Annotated in this window: 16 protein-coding genes and 1 pseudogene; 11 read left to right on the forward strand and 6 right to left on the reverse strand. The window is 70.6% G+C overall.

Annotation, left to right across the window (positions count from 1 at the left end; genetic code table 11):
- Positions 1–38: 38 nt before the first annotated feature.
- Positions 39–386 (forward strand): DUF3592 domain-containing protein, encoded by a 348-nt coding sequence (locus ABT147_RS47270; RefSeq protein ID WP_502983013.1) that lies wholly within the window; start codon positions 39–41, stop codon positions 384–386.
- A 10-nt stretch (positions 387–396) separates the two neighbouring features.
- Here the strand turns inward: ABT147_RS47270 and ABT147_RS01810 are convergent, their stop codons facing one another.
- The gene (locus tag ABT147_RS01810; RefSeq protein ID WP_351401618.1) at positions 397–1,305 is read right to left on the reverse strand and encodes a LysR substrate-binding domain-containing protein; all 909 of its coding nucleotides are present in this window, start codon (positions 1,303–1,305) and stop codon (positions 397–399) included.
- Between the two features lie 108 nt (positions 1,306–1,413).
- Here ABT147_RS01810 and ABT147_RS01815 point away from each other — a divergent pair, with 108 nt between their 5' ends.
- From ABT147_RS01815 to ABT147_RS01825, 3 genes are all read left to right on the forward strand, one after another.
- Positions 1,414–2,727: a four-carbon acid sugar kinase family protein gene (locus tag ABT147_RS01815; RefSeq protein WP_351401620.1), complete on the forward strand. Its 1,314-nt coding sequence runs from the start codon at positions 1,414–1,416 to the stop codon at positions 2,725–2,727.
- A complete protein-coding gene (gene pdxA, locus ABT147_RS01820) occupies positions 2,724–3,707 on the forward strand; it encodes a 4-hydroxythreonine-4-phosphate dehydrogenase PdxA (protein WP_351401622.1) in 984 nt (327 codons plus the stop codon). The genes ABT147_RS01815 and pdxA overlap by 4 nt, the downstream gene beginning before the upstream one ends.
- Positions 3,708–3,786: 79 nt before the next feature.
- On the forward strand, positions 3,787–4,485 hold the full coding sequence (locus tag ABT147_RS01825; RefSeq protein WP_351401624.1) for a vWA domain-containing protein: 699 nt from the start codon (positions 3,787–3,789) through the stop codon (positions 4,483–4,485).
- 98 nt (positions 4,486–4,583) lie between these two features.
- Here the strand turns inward: ABT147_RS01825 and ABT147_RS01830 are convergent.
- Positions 4,584–5,039 (reverse strand): annotated as a pseudogene (locus ABT147_RS01830) (endonuclease/exonuclease/phosphatase family protein); the annotation flags it as partial.
- A 113-nt stretch (positions 5,040–5,152) separates the two neighbouring features.
- Here ABT147_RS01830 and ABT147_RS01835 point away from each other — a divergent pair.
- On the forward strand, positions 5,153–5,809 hold the full coding sequence (locus ABT147_RS01835) for a class I SAM-dependent methyltransferase (protein WP_351401626.1): 657 nt from the start codon (positions 5,153–5,155) through the stop codon (positions 5,807–5,809).
- 67 nt (positions 5,810–5,876) lie between these two features.
- Here ABT147_RS01835 and lpdA read toward each other — a convergent pair whose 3' ends face one another.
- Positions 5,877–7,289 carry a dihydrolipoyl dehydrogenase gene (gene lpdA / locus ABT147_RS01840; protein WP_351401629.1) on the reverse strand — a complete coding sequence of 471 codons (1,413 nt, stop codon included), beginning with the start codon at positions 7,287–7,289 and terminating at the stop codon, positions 5,877–5,879.
- Positions 7,290–7,633: 344 nt separating this feature from the next.
- On the opposite strand from lpdA, the gene ABT147_RS01845 reads away from it, so the two are divergent.
- Positions 7,634–8,182 carry a DUF1062 domain-containing protein gene (locus tag ABT147_RS01845; protein WP_351401631.1) on the forward strand — a complete coding sequence of 183 codons (549 nt, stop codon included), beginning with the start codon at positions 7,634–7,636 and terminating at the stop codon, positions 8,180–8,182.
- A gap of 289 nt (positions 8,183–8,471) precedes the next feature.
- Positions 8,472–9,650 carry a hypothetical protein gene (locus ABT147_RS01850; protein ID WP_351401633.1) on the forward strand — a complete coding sequence of 393 codons (1,179 nt, stop codon included), beginning with the start codon at positions 8,472–8,474 and terminating at the stop codon, positions 9,648–9,650.
- Between the two features lie 63 nt (positions 9,651–9,713).
- On the opposite strand, the gene ABT147_RS01855 is transcribed toward ABT147_RS01850, so the two are convergent.
- The 3 genes from ABT147_RS01855 to ABT147_RS01865 all read right to left on the reverse strand — a co-directional run bounded on the left by ABT147_RS01855 (position 9,714) and on the right by ABT147_RS01865 (position 12,410).
- The gene (locus ABT147_RS01855) at positions 9,714–10,685 is read right to left on the reverse strand and encodes an LLM class F420-dependent oxidoreductase (protein ID WP_351401635.1); all 972 of its coding nucleotides are present in this window, start codon (positions 10,683–10,685) and stop codon (positions 9,714–9,716) included.
- Between the two features lie 58 nt (positions 10,686–10,743).
- The gene (locus ABT147_RS01860) at positions 10,744–11,625 is read right to left on the reverse strand and encodes an LLM class flavin-dependent oxidoreductase (protein ID WP_351401637.1); all 882 of its coding nucleotides are present in this window, start codon (positions 11,623–11,625) and stop codon (positions 10,744–10,746) included.
- A gap of 146 nt (positions 11,626–11,771) precedes the next feature.
- Entirely contained in the window at positions 11,772–12,410 is a 639-nt protein-coding gene (locus ABT147_RS01865) for a sugar O-acetyltransferase (protein ID WP_351401638.1), read from the reverse strand.
- Between the two features lie 125 nt (positions 12,411–12,535).
- Here ABT147_RS01865 and ABT147_RS01870 point away from each other — a divergent pair, with 125 nt between their 5' ends.
- From ABT147_RS01870 to ABT147_RS01885, 4 genes are all read left to right on the forward strand, one after another.
- Positions 12,536–13,339 (forward strand): methyltransferase domain-containing protein, encoded by an 804-nt coding sequence (locus tag ABT147_RS01870; protein WP_351401641.1) that lies wholly within the window; start codon positions 12,536–12,538, stop codon positions 13,337–13,339.
- A 113-nt stretch (positions 13,340–13,452) separates the two neighbouring features.
- A complete protein-coding gene (locus ABT147_RS01875; protein ID WP_351401642.1) occupies positions 13,453–14,814 on the forward strand; it encodes an FAD-dependent oxidoreductase in 1,362 nt (453 codons plus the stop codon).
- Positions 14,815–14,903: 89 nt separating this feature from the next.
- Complete coding sequence (locus ABT147_RS01880) at positions 14,904–15,236, forward strand: hypothetical protein (RefSeq protein ID WP_351401645.1); 333 nt, start codon at positions 14,904–14,906, stop codon at positions 15,234–15,236.
- A gap of 182 nt (positions 15,237–15,418) precedes the next feature.
- Entirely contained in the window at positions 15,419–15,928 is a 510-nt protein-coding gene (locus ABT147_RS01885; protein WP_351401647.1) for a hypothetical protein, read from the forward strand.
- Positions 15,929–16,018 lie beyond the last annotated feature (90 nt).

Here is a 16,018-nt window from a genome sequence, read left to right on the forward strand (position 1 = left end):
ACGGGGGACGTCTACGGGGTGTCGCTGGGGCCATCCCCTTGGTCGCGGCTCTCGGCTTCGTCCTGCGCGGCAGGTGGCCGGCCCGCCGCACGGTATCCGCGGAGGCGGTCGTCGAGTCCTTGAGGTACGCGGGAACCATTCTCGGCGGAGGGGATCTTCCGGTCGCCGTCTACCGCACGAGAATACGGTTCACCGACCGCGACGGGAAAGAAGTGATCACCGAGACGGAACCCCTTGTGGAACACCCCGTGGGTTCCTCACTCACCATTCACCACGACCCGCGTAATCCGCGCCTGCCGCGCACCGCGCCGATGGAGCACTATGTCTGTGGCGCGTGCTTCGCCGCGATCGGGGTGTTCTTCGTGGTCATGGCGGTCGTGATCTGAATGGGGTTCCCTATTGATCCCGTCGGCCATGGGTGCCTTCGAGCTGTGCTGCCTGCCCGCGCAGCCAGGAGAGCAGGAGGGCGATCCGTGAGTCCTCCTCGGGTGGCCGGCGGCTGAGGAGGTGGTAGCCGGTGCCGTCGGGGACGAAGCCGTGGGGCGCGGCGAGTTGTCCTTGTACGAGGTCGTCGTGGACGAGGGCGTAGGGGCCGATGGTGGTGCCGACACCGGCCGCCGCGGCCTTCAGGGTCAGATAGAAGTGCTCGAAGGTCTGCTCCGAGTCGCCTGCGGCCGTCATTCCGGTGACACGCCGCCAGTCGTCCCATGCTCCGCGTCTGGTGGCGGTGTGGAGGAGCACGTCCGCGGCGATGCCGTCGGGGCTGGTGACGCCGGGTGCGAGGTCGGGGCGGCAGACCGGCCCGATCCGTTCGGCGAACAGGTAGGCGCGGCTCAGATCCGGCGGGAAGGGGAAGTCGTCCCGACGGATCGCGAGGTCGAGGTTGTCGCGTTCGAGGTGGAGGGGGCCGCCGCCCGCGGACAGATGGAGATCGAGGTCCGGGGCGTGTGCCTTCAGGTCGGGCAGGCGAGGGATGAGCCAGCGCATCAGGAGAGTCGGCTCGCACGAGAGGGTGAGCGGCCCGGTGACCGGGCGCCGTGAGATCAGCCGGGCGGCGGTGTCGATCTGGTCGAGGGCGTCCCGGACCGCCGCCGCGAGCTGCCGTGCCTCGGGGGTGGGGCGCAGGGTGCGGGTGCCGCGCTCGAAGAGGGTTACGCCGAGGGCTCGTTCGAGGTTCTGGATCTGGCGGCTGACCGCGCCGTGGGTGACATGGAGTTCCTGGGCTGCGGCGGTCATGCTCGCGTGGCGGACGGTGGCTTCGAAGGGCAGGAGGGTGTTGAGCGGGGGCAGGTCGGGCCAGCGCATGTGTGAACTTTACTCACGCCGGCTGTGAGAACGAATCGTTTGTCCTGCGGTTTTGGCGGCACCAGTATTGATCGCGTCACCGAAGCCCACGAATCCGAGAGGCGGGTCATGCCCCCGCTGAGCAATCCCCTACCGAGCGTCGCCGTTCTGGCGGACGACCTCACCAGCGCCGGGGACGGCGCGGCCCCGTTTCGCCGGACCGGCCACGAGGCCCGGATCCTCTTCAGTGAACCGGCCGTGGCGGACCTGCGGACCCCGGGCGTGACCGCCGTCGACCTCGGTACCCGACTCCTGGAGGAGGCGGAAGCCGCAGACCGTACACGGCAGGCGGCGTCCATGTTCATGGGCTGCGACGTGGTGCTGAAGACGGTGGACTCCACCCTTCGAGGTCACCTCGCCGCCGAGATCCGGGCCGCGTGGGCCGGGTCGGGACGGCGGGCGGTGGTCGTCGCGCCCGCCTTTCCTGCGCAGGGGCGGGTGACGGCGGGCGGGGTCCAGTACGTGCACGGCGTGCCGGTGGACCAGAGCGACTTCGCGCATGACCCCGTTCACCCGGTCACCTGCGCGGACCTGGCGGTACTGCTCCCGGAGGCGGTACTGGTCGAGCCGGACCGGGCCGACGGGTTGCCCCGTCCGATCGCCGACGGCCGGCTGATCGTCTGCTCGGCCTCGACGGACGAGGAACTCGACCGGTTCGTACGGGCCGTGCCCCGTCTCGACCAGGTGCTGTGGGTCGGCTCCCCAGGGCTTGCCGCGGCCCTCGCCCGCCGCTGCGCGCTGCGGGTCGCCCCGCCCACGCCGACTCCGGAAGCAGAACCGGAATCAGAACAGGAACTGGAACCGGCCCGGCGTCCTCTCGTGGTCGTCGGCAGTGCCAACCCCGCCAGCCGCCGTCAGTTGGCCGTCCTTCACTCGCGGGCGGACGCCGACGGGACCTGTGTCACCGAGGATCCGGGAGAGGCGCTCGCCGCGGTGCGTCGCCTGAACACCGAGGTGCTCACCCTGCGGACCCCCGACGAGCGCCACGACGCCGCCACCGCCCAGGCTCTCGCCGCGTCCCTGGCGGCCACGGTCCGAGTGCTGGCCGACGAGCACACCGTCGACGCCCTCGTGATCACCGGCGGGGAGACCGCCGCGACGGTGTTCCAGGCCCTCGGTGCCACCGGCATCACCCTGATCGACGAACCCGAACCCGGTGTCGCCCGCGGCACGCTGCTCGGCGGCCACCCGCTGCCCGTGCTGGTCAAGGCCGGGGGCTTCGGCGACGACGGCACACTCCTGCGTCTGTGCCACCTCGCCGGACACCCCCTCGACCGAGGAGAGAACGGCCCAGCAGAGAACAGCCCAGCAGAGAACGGCCGTAGAGACAACGACCGTGGAGACAACGACCGTGGAAACAACCGCCGAGGAGCGAACCCGTGACCCCGATCGCCATCACGATGGGTGACCCCTCCGGCATCGGCCCGGAGATCACTCTCAAGGCCTGCGCGGACCCGCGCCGTACGGTTCCGGTCGTCGTCATCGGTGACGCCGGCGTCCTCGCCCGCGCCGACCTCGTCGCCGGTACGGGGCTGACCATCCGTACCATCGGCTCCCTCGACCGGGCCGCCCACATCCCGGGCACGGTGGACGTCCTGGCCCAGAGCGCTCTTCCCGACGACCTCCCTTGGGGCGTCCTGGACGCCCGCGCCGGCGCCGCCTCGTACGCCTATGTACGCCGGGCCGTACAGCTCGCCCTCGACAACGACGTACGGGCCGTGGTGACCGCCCCGATCAACAAGGAGGCCCTGCGCCTCGCCGGCGTCCCGTATCCCGGTCACACCGAGATCCTCGCGGACCTGTCGGGCACCACCGACTACGCCATGATGATGGCCAACGACGAACTGCGTACCGTCCTGGTCACCGTCCACCAGTCCCTGCGCACCGCGCTCGACGCGATCACCACCGAGCGCGAACTCGACGTCATCCGCCTCACCCACCGCACGCTCACACGCGGCGGCCTGACCGCCCCGCGCCTCGCGGTCGCCGGGCTCAACCCGCACGCCGGTGAGAACGGACTGTTCGGCCGCGAGGACCTCGACGTCATCGCCCCGGCCGTCGAGCAGGCCCAGCGTGAGGGCATCCGGGCCAGCGGCCCCTGGCCGGCCGACACCGTCTTCATGCGAGCGCGCGCCGGACACTTCGACGCCGTGATCGCCCAGTACCACGATCAGGGCCTGATCCCCGTCAAGTACCTCGGCATCGAACACGGCGTCAACATCACCCTCGGCCTGCCGTTCGTCCGCACCAGCGTCGACCACGGTACGGCCTTCGACATCGCCGGCCGGGGCACGGCCGACCACACCAGCCTGCTCACAGCACTGCGCCACGCCGATGACCTGTCGACACCCGGCCGGCCCTGACTCCGCCACGCCCCCTCATCCGTACTCCCGTACTCCCGTACTCCCCTCCATCCACATGCGTTCAGAAAGCCGAAGGACCGTGGACTTCATCTTCATGCTCACCCGCGACGACCGCACCGTCACCGACTGTCTGGATGTCGTCGACGCCGTCGAGGGTCTCGGCATCACCCACATCGGTTTCAAGGATGTCGGCGTCGACCGCGACACCCTCACCCGGCTCCACACCCGGCTGAGGAACTCCGGCGCCACCACCTACCTGGAAGTCGTCGGCACCGACCGCGAACAGGCCCTCGACTCCGTGCGCGCCGCCGTCGACCTCGGTGTCGACTGGATCATGGGCGGCACCTGGACCAAGGCGGTCCTCGGCCTGCTGCACGGCACCCGCACCGGCTACCTGCCGTTCGTCGGCCGGCCGATCGGCCACCCCACCCGCCTGGGCGGTGGCCCGGAACGCATCGCCGCGGACTGCCGGCGTGCCGAGGCCGAAGGCTGCGCCGGGGTCGACCTGCTGGCCTACCGCGCCACCGACGCCGACCCGCTGGACCTGATCCGGGCCGCCCGCTCCGCGACCACCGGCCGTCTGGTCGTCGCCGGTTCCATCACCGGCACCGAGCAGATCCGGGCCGTCGCGGCGGCCGGAGCCGACGCCTTCACCATCGGCTCCGCGGCCTTCGACGGCTCGCTCCAGCCCCACGCCGGCACCCTCCGCTCCCAACTCACGCCCGTACTGGAGGCCGTCAGTGCCCTGCGCGAGCTGCCCCCACAGAGGAGTTCGTAGCACCCCGGGACGAACGAGAGGTGCACCGCCACCACCGTCAACAGCCCCCGCTCCCCCGCCGTCACGGCGGCAAGGGCAGGGCGTGGCTGGTCGCGGACCAGGGTGAGTCCGGGTCTTCCGGCCACCCGTAGCGGCAGGCCGAAGGGAGCCGGCGCGAACCGTCTGGCCCTCCACTCCCGTACGGGCAGCCTGGAGAGCAACGCGATGCCGTGTGAGGGGATGTCCCCCTGGGCCGCCGGGTCCTGCGGGCCGTGCACCCGCAGCCCCGCCTCGGCCGGGTCGAGAACCCACCCCTTGCCCGGCACCGCCCTGCCATGGACCGCCGACGCATACCGCCACTCCCGTGCCCCCGCCGCTTCGGTCGCTCCGCGGGCCTGGTCCAGGTGACCCGACCGCTCCTGGAGACGGTCGAGCTCCTGCAACGCCAGGACATCAGCGTTCAGCGACGCGACGGCTTCTGCCAGCGCAAGCCCGGCATCCGAGGACGGGACAGGGAGGGGCCTGCCCTCCTGAAGCGTCCGGCCGTGCAGCACGTTGAAGGTCGCCAATCGCATCGGAATACGGTATGTCGCGTGCGGCACGGCTCCCCATCCGTGGAATCACGCAACGGACTACGGAAGACCACGGCGACCGCCCGCCCAGGGCGGGATGTTGATGAACTGGGGCGATGAGCATCCTCTCGCCGCGCATCCTGCGGGCTCTCGAGCGGTTCAACGCCGCCTATCCGTGGGACCACAACTCCCACTACCACCGCTGGATCCTTCGGCGGTTGCCGGAACACTTCGGGGCCGCTCTGGACATCGGCTCCGGCAGCGGCGACCTCGCGAGGCTCCTGGCCGGACGTGCCGCCTCCGTGGAGGGAGTCGATTCCGATCCGGGGATCACCGCCCGGGCCCGGGAACTGACTCCCTCCACGCTTCCCGTGACCTTCCATGTCGCCGATGCCATGGTTGAGTTCCCCGAAGGCCCCTACGACGTCATCACATGCGTCGCCACGATCCACCATCTGCCCTTCGCCCAGGCACTCACCTGCTTCCGGCGCCACCTGGCTCCGGGAGGAACCCTGGTGGTCGTCGGCCTCCACCGCGCCCGCACCCCCGTGGACCACCTCCTCGGTGCCGTCGCCGTCCCCGCCAACGCCGCCATGGGCTGGCTGAAGAACAGAGGCCGCCGCTCGCCCCGCCCCGTCTCCATGACGGCCCCTACGCGCGCAGCGGACATGACCTACGACGACATCGTCCGCGCCACCGGAACCGTCCTGCCCGGCGCACGACTTCGACGCCGGCTGTTCTGGCGCTACACACTCGTGTGGAACCACCCCTAGCGGCCACCCTCCGTGGTGAGAGGACGGCGGTGCACTCACCGCCGCCTCCTGAACCACGTATCGGCACCTACATATTGATCATGTGGCCGGCGAGACCGTGGACGGCCTCCTTGACCGCCTCGCCCAGGGTGGGGTGGGCGTGGACGTTGCGGGCGACCTCGTGGACCGTGAGGTCCCACTGCTGGGCCAGGGTCAGTTCGGGGAGGAGTTCGGTGACGTCCGGGCCGATGAGGTGGGCTCCGAGGAGTTCGCCGTACTTGGCGTCGCTGATCAGCTTCACGAAGCCGGTCGAGTCGCCCAGACCGTGGGCCTTGGCGTTCGCGGTGAACGGGAACTTGGCGACCTGGACATCGAACCCCTTCTCCCTCGCCTGAGCCTCGGTGTAGCCGAAGCTGGCGATCTGGGGCTGGCAGAAGGTGGACCGCGGGATCATCACATAGTCGAGTTCCATGGTCTCGGCGTCGGCGAGGGTCTCGGCGGCGATCACGCCCATGGCCTCGGCGGCGTGCGCGAGCATCAGCTTCGCGGTGACGTCACCGATGGCGTAGATGTGCGGCACGGAAGTGCGGCAGTGGCCGTCGACGTCGATGGCGCCGCGCTCGGTGACACGCACACCCGTGTTCTCCAGGCCGTACCCGGTGACGTTCGGGGCGAAGCCGATCGCCTGCAGCACCTTGTCGGTCTCCAGGACCCGCTGGGCGCCGTCCTTTCCGGTGACCGTGACCCGCACCTGCGGACCGGACTCGTCGATCGACTCGACACGGGTCGAGGTGAGGACGTCGATGCCCAACTTCCGGTACTGCTTGGCCAGTTCGGCGGAGACCTCGACATCCTCCAGCGGGGCCAGGCGGTCCAGGAACTCGACGATCGTGACCTTCACACCGTAGTTGCTGAGGACGTACGCGAACTCGATGCCGATCGCGCCGGCGCCCGCGATCACGATGGACCGCGGCAGGTCCTCGGCCAGGATCTGCTCCTCGAACGTCACCACGCGCGACGTACGGCGCGTGCCGGGCAGCAGCTTGGGGCTCGCCCCGGCGGCGATGATGCAGTGGTCGAAGCCGATCGTGCGGGTGTTGCCGTCGTAGTCGGCCACCTGGAGTGTGTGCGGGTCGAGGAACGTGCCGCGGCCGCTGATCTCCGTGATCTTGTTCTTCTTCATCAGGTAGTGGACGCCCTTGACCCGGCCGTCCGCGACCTTCCGACTACGGCGGAAGGCCTCCCCGTAGTCGAAGGAGACCTCACCGTCGGCCTTGATACCGAAGGTCTTCGCCTCGCGCGTGAAGATGTGCGCGAGTTCGGCGTTGCGCAGCAGGGCCTTGGTGGGGATACAGCCGACGTTGAGGCACACCCCGCCCCAGTACTTCTCCTCGACGACCGCGACACTTTTGCCCAGCTGGGCGGCCCTGATGGCGGCGACGTACCCGCCGGGGCCCGCGCCGAGTACGACGACGTCGAAGTGCTCGCCCTGCTCATCCATGAACGGTTCCTTTCCCCTGGGCCGGCCGGCCCCTCGTGCGGGCCGACTCGCTCCCGATCGAACAACGTGTGCGTCTACTCAACACCGGCGGCCCACACCTGGTGGTCCACACCCGGTCATCCGCTTCAGCGTCCCGAGGCCACGGTCTATGCCGGAGGCCAGGAGAAAAAGCAGTGGATCAGCGCCGGCGTGCGCCACTACCGTGCGTCCGGACCGAGTCGTCTGGTGAAGGACGTGCCGTTGTACACCGTGTGAGACCTCCCGAGTGCTGATCTGTCGCGCGTCGCGCCTGTGCGCCGCGCTGCTTTTTGCTGCGGACTTCTCACTGAAACCGGTGTATCCCTGTGCTCGACAACTGGGTGGTCATGCCCACCTGCCTGCCGCTCGTTCGCCGCCGTTGCCACACCTGCGCGTCCGAACACTTCCGGACGAGCGGCAAGTTTCGTGTCAACGCGAACCACAAACTCATCGACGCCTGGCTCCTCGCGCTCTGCACCTCGTGCGGGGAGACCACGAAGCTCACGGTCCTGGAGCGGATGAACGTGCGCTCCGTACGACCCGACCTGCTGGACCGAATGCATGACAACGACCCCGGCCTGGCAGCCGAGTTGCTCCAGGACCCCGTCGTGCGGCGCCGCAATCGCATCGCCCTCGACTGGGACGACGCCTGGCGCCTCGACACCGGCGGATCCGACCACCTGGACCGCGAGGTGATCGACATCTCGGTCCACTTCACGGCACGGATCCCGGTCCGGCCGGTGCGACTGATCGCCGAAGGATGCGGTCTTTCCCGGGCCGAGGTCGAGAGACTGATCACGGAAGGAAGCCTCGTCTCATCGGTCCGCCTGAACGGCAAACTCTCCGACGACTTCACCTTCACACTCAAGCGCTGAGCCGCTGAGCCGCCGAGCCCTCCTCGGGCTGGGTGGCTGCCCCCTCAGTCAGGTGAAGGGGAGGGCGCGGACGGAGTGCACTCCGTCCGGGTGACGGTGCGACGGGGAAGCCGGGGCGGGCACGTTGTCTTCGGACGCGTGTCCCGCCCTGGCCGAAAGGGCGAGCAGTGGCAGGTACGGCTGGAAGGGCCGCGCGGTGGCCGTGGATACCGGCGGTACCCCGGGTGACCTCCGCCGGGCCGTGGCGAGGATACTGGCAGGCGCAATGCCCCTGCTTCCTGATGGACTCATGCCGACCTCCTCCACAGCCCGTCCCACGACTCCCCCCACGGTGTGGCCGGCTCGCGGCCGCCACATCGGACACGACGCGGAAGGCGTCCTCCGCCGCACTCTGCGGCAGCTCAAGGACAGCCAGGTCATCGACGACTTCCTGGAGGTGCCCGCCCCCGACGCCGGCGGCGACTCCCCGGAGCGCGTCTTCGAGGCCCGATGGCGGGTTGCCGACGAGGTGACCGTACGCGCCCGGCTGAGCCTCGCCCCCGACCTGGGCGGCGGCCGGGAGTGGACCCTGATCGCGGAGGCGGAGGAGCCGTGGGATCCGGCGTGGCCCTCCCCCGTCACCCGGTTCTGGCCGGAGTACGGCGACTGGGACCACGACGCCGCCACGGGCCTGTCGCTGAGCAGGATCACCGGTCTGCCCGAGGACGACAAGGACGTACGGCGCCTGCTCAGGGACTCCGGGCGCAGTGGCTGGTGCGTCCGCGTCGTCGTCCATGAGGCCATGACCACGGACGAGCGCGGCCGGATGCCCCTCGCGCGATGGCTGTCGCCGAGCCTGCGCCACCGTGTCGTGGAACACCGGGCCTCGCCGCATCAGCTGCGGGTCGTGAACTGGGCGCTGCGCGAGTTCGACGTGGAGGTGCCACGCGGCGGTGCGGTGGTGCTGCCCGGCTCCCCGGCCCCGTCCGGCTACGACGCCGACGACTTCGCCGTACGCACGGTGTTCCTGGACGGTTCGGAGCCGACCGACCTCGTCGCGGCGGTGACCCGGTTCGCCGCGCTGCCGCGTCCGCTGCCGGACGGGGCCGAGGAGGCCCTCACCGCGCTGCGGGACGACTGGCACCTCCTCACTCTCGAGGAGGAGCTCGTCCGGGAGCGGAAGCGGGTGGCGGCCTACGCCGAGGCGCTGGAGGCCATGACACAGTCCCGGGACCTGTACCGGGAGGCGACCGAGCGCGCCCACGAGGCGCTCGCCGCCTACCGCGAGTCCGCCGAGGCCGCTCCCGCCACGCGGCAGCCGTCCGGGACGCCGACGACGTCCGCGTTCCAGCAGCTGACGCGCACCCTGGAGCGCTTCAAGTTCAGCCCCAAGGCCCTGCGCCCCGCCACCAAGGCCGAGGGCGAGAACGAGAAGGACACGGAGATCCCGCCCGAGCCGCCCAGGCCGCCCGGCTCCGAGAAGAGCTAACGGGGCGACGCCAGAGGGCCGGGGCGGGCACGTGGGGCGGGGGCGGCGGGGCGGAGCGTGACGTCAGGCGAAGGCATCCCGCAGCGCGGGCAGCAGCGTCTTCTCCGACCAGTCCAGATACGCGGGCTGCGACTCGCCCCCGATCTGCACCAGGGCGATCTCGGTGAACCCGGCCTCCGCGTACGGGCGTACGGCCTCGACGAAGGCCTCCGGGTCGTCGCCGCACGGGATGGACGCGGCGACGTCGTCGGGCGTCACGAACTGCGTGGCCGATGCGAACGAATCCGGGTGCGGCAGCTCGGAGTTGACCTTCCAGCCGCCGCCGAACCAGCGGAACTGGTCGTGCGCGCGCCGGACGGCCGTGTCGCGGTCGGGGTCGTAGCAGACCGGCAGCTGGCCCACGCGCGGCTTGCCCGTGCCGCCGTGCCGGTCGAAGGCCTGGAGCAGCCCGGGCTCGGGCTCCGTGGCGATGACCAGGTCGGCGAGCCTGCCCGCGAGGGCGCACGACTGCTCGCCGGAGACGGCGATGCCGAGCGGCGGCGGCTCGTCCGGCAGGTCCCACAGCCGGGCGGACTCCACGTCGAAGTGCTTGCCATGGTGGTTGACATGGCCGCCCTCGAAGAGCGCCCGGATGATCTCCACCGCCTCCTGGAGCTTCTCGTGGCGTACGTTCACGGACGGCCAGCCGCCGCCCACCACGTGTTCGTTGAGGTTCTCCCCCGAGCCGAGCCCCAGCCGGAACCGTCCCTCCGACAGCAACTGCATCGTCGCCGCCTTCTGCGCCACCACCGCGGGGTGATAGCGGAACGTCGGGCAGGTCACGTATGTCATCAGCGGAATGCGCGAGGTCGCCTGGGCGGCCGCGCCCAGCACGCTCCACGCGTACGGAGAGTGGCCCTGCGAGCGCAGCCACGGGAAGTAGTGGTCGGACGTGACCGAGAAGTCGAAGCCCGCGCCCTCGGCCCGGACCAGATGGTCGACGAGCTCACGGGGACCGGCCTGCTCGGTCATCATCGTGTATCCGATGTGCACCATGCGCACCGGGTCCCCGGCCTGGCGGAGTGAAAACAACCCGCCGCTCCGGCTCTCTGCCTCAGGCCGTCGGTGCCTGCCAGGCTCCGAGCACGGCCTCCAGCTGCCCCAGCGGATCCTCGCCCACGAAGCGCAGGACGACCGTGTCCGCGCCGGCCGCCGCGAGTGCGCGGATGCCGTCGGCGGCCCGGGCGGCGTCGCCGGACACGGTGAAGACGTCCTCCTGGGGGCGGCCCAGCCAGGCACCGTGGCCCTCGGTGTGGGGGTGAAGGGTGCGAGCCACCTCGTCGGTGTCGTCGCCGACGCACGCGAAGGCGAAGACGGTCAGGGTGTGGTCGGCGGTGGCACCGCCCTTCGCGGTCAGCTCCCGGATGTGTTCCAGGTCGCGCGGCCCATGGCCCTCGGCGATCAGCGTGCCGTCGGCTACCCGGCCGGACAGTTCGAGGGAGCGGGGGCGCACCACACCCGCGACGACCGGCGGCACCTCGGCCGGCGGATGCACCAACTTCACTCCGTCCAGGCGTACTTCACGCCCCGTCACCTCGACGTGCTCACCGCGCAGCAGTGCGCGCACGGAGGTGATCGTCTCCTCCAGCAGAGCCAGCGGGGACCGGGGCGCGACACCGACCTGGGCCATCCACTCCCGCACACCGTGTCCGATGCCGGCCACCAGCCTGCCCGGGAACACCCGGCCCAGCGTGGCCAGTTCCATCGCCAGCAGCGCCGGGCTGCGCAGCGGGGCCGGGGTGATGCCGATGCCCACCCGCAGCCGGTCCGTCGCGCCCAGGGCCACGGCCGCCGCCGACACACCGCCGTTCCAGCCGAGGTCCTCCACCACCCACAGATCGTCCACGCCGAGCGCCTCGGCCCGCCGCGCGAACTCGGGCAACCCCTCGGGGGCCCAGTCGCGGTCGTGCATCACACCGATCCGTACGTTCGTCATGCGGCGAACCTATGCGGCGGACGACGAACGGATCAACGGCGTATTCCGCCAGGTGAAGGCCGACCGGGTGCCCGACGACGACGCCGGCCGGGACGACCACGGGCCGGGAAGACCACGGGCCGGGAAGACCACGGCGACCACGGCCACTACGGCGACTTCGGTTCCCCGGCCCCCTGGTGTCCGGCAGTACGCGCGGTGAGGTCCTCGTCCGTGATGGGACGGACCACCCGGCAAGGCACTCCGAGGGCGACGCTCATCGGCGGAATGCTGCGGCTGACGACGCTGCCGGCGCCGATGACGGACCCGTATCCGATCCGGACGCCGGGCAGGAGCACCGCGTTGCTGCCGATCCACACCTTGTCCTCGATCACGATCGGTTCGGAGAAGCGCGCGAAGTCGGTGCGTCGCGAGGGATGCACCGGGTGTCCCGTCGTGGTCAGGGTGACGCTGGGAGCGATCATGACCCCGTGGCCGATACGGATCTCCACGTCGTCGACGAACGTCAGGTTCACGTTCCCGAAGAAGTCGTCGCCGATGTGGACGTTGCTGCCGAACCCGGCGTGGAACGGCGGCAGCAGGACCGTACGTTCACCGACGGAGCCGAAGATCGCGACGAGCAGCGACCGGCGCTTCTCCGTCTCGCTCGGCGGTGTCCGGTTGTACTCGAAGATCTCGTCGGTGCGGCGCAGAGGGGCCTGGAAGGCCGCTTCCGACTCGGTGTAGACGAGCCCCTCGGCGATCCGGGCGAGAACCTCTTCCTCGTGACCATCCGTACGATCCGTCACAACAGGACGCTTCCTTCGTCGAGTTCCCCGGGCGCAGACCCGACGCGCCCCCGGTCGACCGCGCGCCCCGAGCCTAATAAATCAGATGAATCAAGTGAATCCGATGAACCATGGGAGGAACCCCAGTGGCCGACTACTCACTGACCCTCGACGACTCGGAGATCGCGCGTTACCGGCTCATGGCCGACATCGCCGAGCGTCGTGAACGCGAGCTGTGGACGGCCGCCGGGGTCGCACCCGGGGCGCGGATCGCGGACGTGGGGTGCGGGCCGGGCGCGATCTCGGTACGGCTGGCGGACATCGCCGCTCCCGACGGCGCCGTATGGGCGGTGGACCGCGACGGCGACGCGCTGGCCGTCGCCGCCGCGCTCGCCGAACGCTCCGGCGTCCCCGTGCACACCGCCACCGGCTCCGCCGACGCCACCGCTCTGGCCGAGGGCACGTTCGACGTGGTGATGCTCCGCCATGTCCTCGCCCACAACGGCGGCCGGGAGCAGGCGATCGTGGACCACCTCGCCGAGCTGGCCAGGCCCGGCGGCGGCACGGTGTACCTCGTCGACGTCGACGCGACCGGCTTCCGGCTCCGGGGCGCCCCCGCCGCGTACGACGAGATGTTCGAGCGCTACCGCGAACTGCACCGCCGCCTGGGCAACGACCTCGGCGTAGGCACCCGGCTCGACGAACTCCTCACCGCGGCCGGCCTCGACGTCATCGCCTACGAGGGCCACATCAACGTCATGACTCCCCCGCCCGGCATGCGCGGCCCCGCCTGGGCCGCCCGCGACTCCCTGCTCGCCGAGGGCCTCGTCACCCCGGACGACATCGCCCGCTGGGACACGGCGTTCAAACAGATCGAAGCGACCGCACAGGCCATGACCGGCCTCCGTTTCTTCGGCAACACGTACATCGCCATCGGCCGCCGCACATGATAGAAATGAATTCACTTCATGTCGCTTGCCATGGTTGAAGCCATGCACCGTAGGGCCTGCACTTGGCATGATGAAGTCAGCTCAGGTCGAGTCGGGCGAGGGACTGAGTGCGGATGCCGGATCCACAGCACGTCGATCTGCTCGTCATCGGAGCGGGGATGGCAGGGCTGACCGCGGGTGCGAGAGCCGTACGTGCCGGGTTGTCCGTCGTGGTCGTCGAGATCGGTGACGAGGCCGGGGGGTCCGCGCGCTACGCCGGTTACGCCTGGACCGCCCCGAGTCACGAGGCCATGGAGCGGCACAACCCGCGCGGCGACACCTCGCTCAAACGCGCCCTCGTGGACCGCTTCGCGGACGGCGTCGCATGGATCAGGAACACGGGGGTCGACGTCAAGGACGCTCAGCCCGTCCTCGGGTTCGGCCGGGGGCACCAGTTCGACACGAACCACTACCTCGACACATGCCGTCGTATCGTCGTCGAGGCGGGCGGCGAGATCCTGACGGCCACCGGCACCGAGCGGCTCCGGCTGGAGAACGGTGCCGTGACCGGGGCGGAGCTCGTCACGGGAACGGGAACCGGAACCGGATCGCGACGCGCCGTGCGCGCCGCTTCGACGCTGCTGGCGACAGGGGGCTTCCAGGGGGACATCGAGCTCCGCAAGAAGTTCGTCCATCCCCACGCCGATCGCATGGAACTGCGCTCCAACCCCCACAGCCGCGGGGCCGGTTACCGCCTGGCGGCCTCCGCGGGGGCGGCGACCGGACCCGAAGGAGCCGGTTTCTACGGGCATCTCATCCCGAGCGGCATCCCGTTCGCGGACCCGTCGGACTTCGTCGACCTGTCGCTCTACTACAGCGAGCACGCCCTCCTGTTCAATCTGCGCGGCGAGCGGTTCGCCGACGAGACGCTCGGCGATCACCTGACGACGATGGCGCTGCTGGACCAGCCCGAGAGCCGAGGGCTTCTCGTCGCCGACTCCCGGGTCTTCCGCGACTGGGTGGTGGGGTCGTACGTGAAGGGCGCGGTCGCCGTCGACAAGTTCGCGCTGGCGGCGAGACGGGGCGGCCGGGTCGGCTTCGCGGAGAGCCTCGACGAACTCGACTGCCTGCCCGAGGAGTGGGGTTACGACGGGCCGGCGGTCCGTGCGGCCGTCGAGGAGTTCAACGCCGTGGCGGCGGCCGGCGAGGAGCCGGTGCCGGGCCGGCTCCTGGACCGGGCACCTCTCGACCGGCCGCCCTACTACGTGGTCGAGGCGGTGCCTGCCATCACCTTCCCGTTCCACGGGGTCCGCATCGACGACCGTGCCCGCGTCCTGGGCGAGGACGGACATCCCGTGCCCGGGCTCCTCGCGGCCGGCTCGGACACCGGTGGGCTGTGGCACCGCGCCTACGCCGGCGGCATCGCGTCGGCCCTCGTGTTCGGACTCGCCGCGGCCGAGGCGGCGACTCGGACCGCGTCCCTCGGGTCGGGGTGACGCATGATCAGCGTATGAATGAGTACTCCTGGCCTTCCGATAACGGCAGGCGGCAAGCGGCCGGTGGCGACGCGGTCTGGGCCGAAACGGTGCGTTCACTGCCTGTCGGGACCCCGGTCGCCGGCGAGGTCATCGGCAGACAGCCTTTCGGTGTCTTCCTCTCCGTCGACGGCCACCCCGACGCCGTTGGTCTGGCCCGGGTCGACAGGATGCCCAGACGTCTGGAACTGCCCACGGTGGGACAGCTCGTCACCGGTGAGGTGATCTGGCACGCCGAGCACAATCACCAGGTGGGCATCGTGCTCCGCGAGTGGGCTGAGCACGAGGACCCGCTCCCCCGGTTCGTGGAGCGCGTCGGTCAGGTTGTCACCGGACGAGTCACGAAGATCGCGTCGATCGGATTCTTCGTACGATGCGGATAGCCGCCGTCGATCGCGAACAGGCCCGTGTTCACCTGTCAGTCGAAGACGTCCCTCAGCCGGCCCGCTCGTCGACGATGCCAGGGGACGCGTGCCCGTGTCCCGCACGATCCTGACGGGTGATGTTCGTGCGGGTCGGTGGCGGCCGGGCCGCCGGCAGGGTGGGACCGGCCGATACTCCGGCCATGAGATCAGCCCGTTCCCCACGGTCGCGGCTCGCCGCCGTCACCGTACTCGTCACCCTCATCGCCCTCGGCGCACCGGTCACGGCCACCGGCAGGCCGGCGGGCGACGGCGGCGGCGGCCATCGTCGGCCCTGCACCGGTTCCCGGCCGCCCGAGCGCGGACCGGCACGCGATGTCCTGCGGATCGTCGAACGGGCCCGGGCGGACACGGATCTCACATCGGTGATCCTGCGCGTCGCCCTCACCGGGACCCGGCCGGACGTCCTGCTCCGACGGAAGGTCCTGCGTCCGCTCGGCCTGCACGAGACCCGCGATGGCTTCACGCCCGTCATCCCGGCACCCGTGCTGCACGCCCTCGCCTCCTACCGGGGGAGGTACGAGGAGTCCACCTTCTGGAAGCCCTCGTGGACCACCGCCGCCCCGAACGCGGTGCGGACCACCGCCATCTGCGACGTGAGGGTGCTCGTCCTGGGTGACTGGGTCGCTCAACACCCGCTGTTCTTCAGGTGAGAGCACCGGGTCGGCCGAGGCCCCGCCGCCAGCAGGAGCAGGAGGGGGTCCGGCGCTCGCCCGCCGCACGCCCGCCCGCCTCGGGGATGC

Origin of the sequence: Streptomyces sp. NPDC001868, from assembly GCF_040297125.1 — a bacterium.
In the GTDB taxonomy this organism is placed as follows: Bacteria; Actinomycetota; Actinomycetes; order Streptomycetales; family Streptomycetaceae; genus Streptomyces.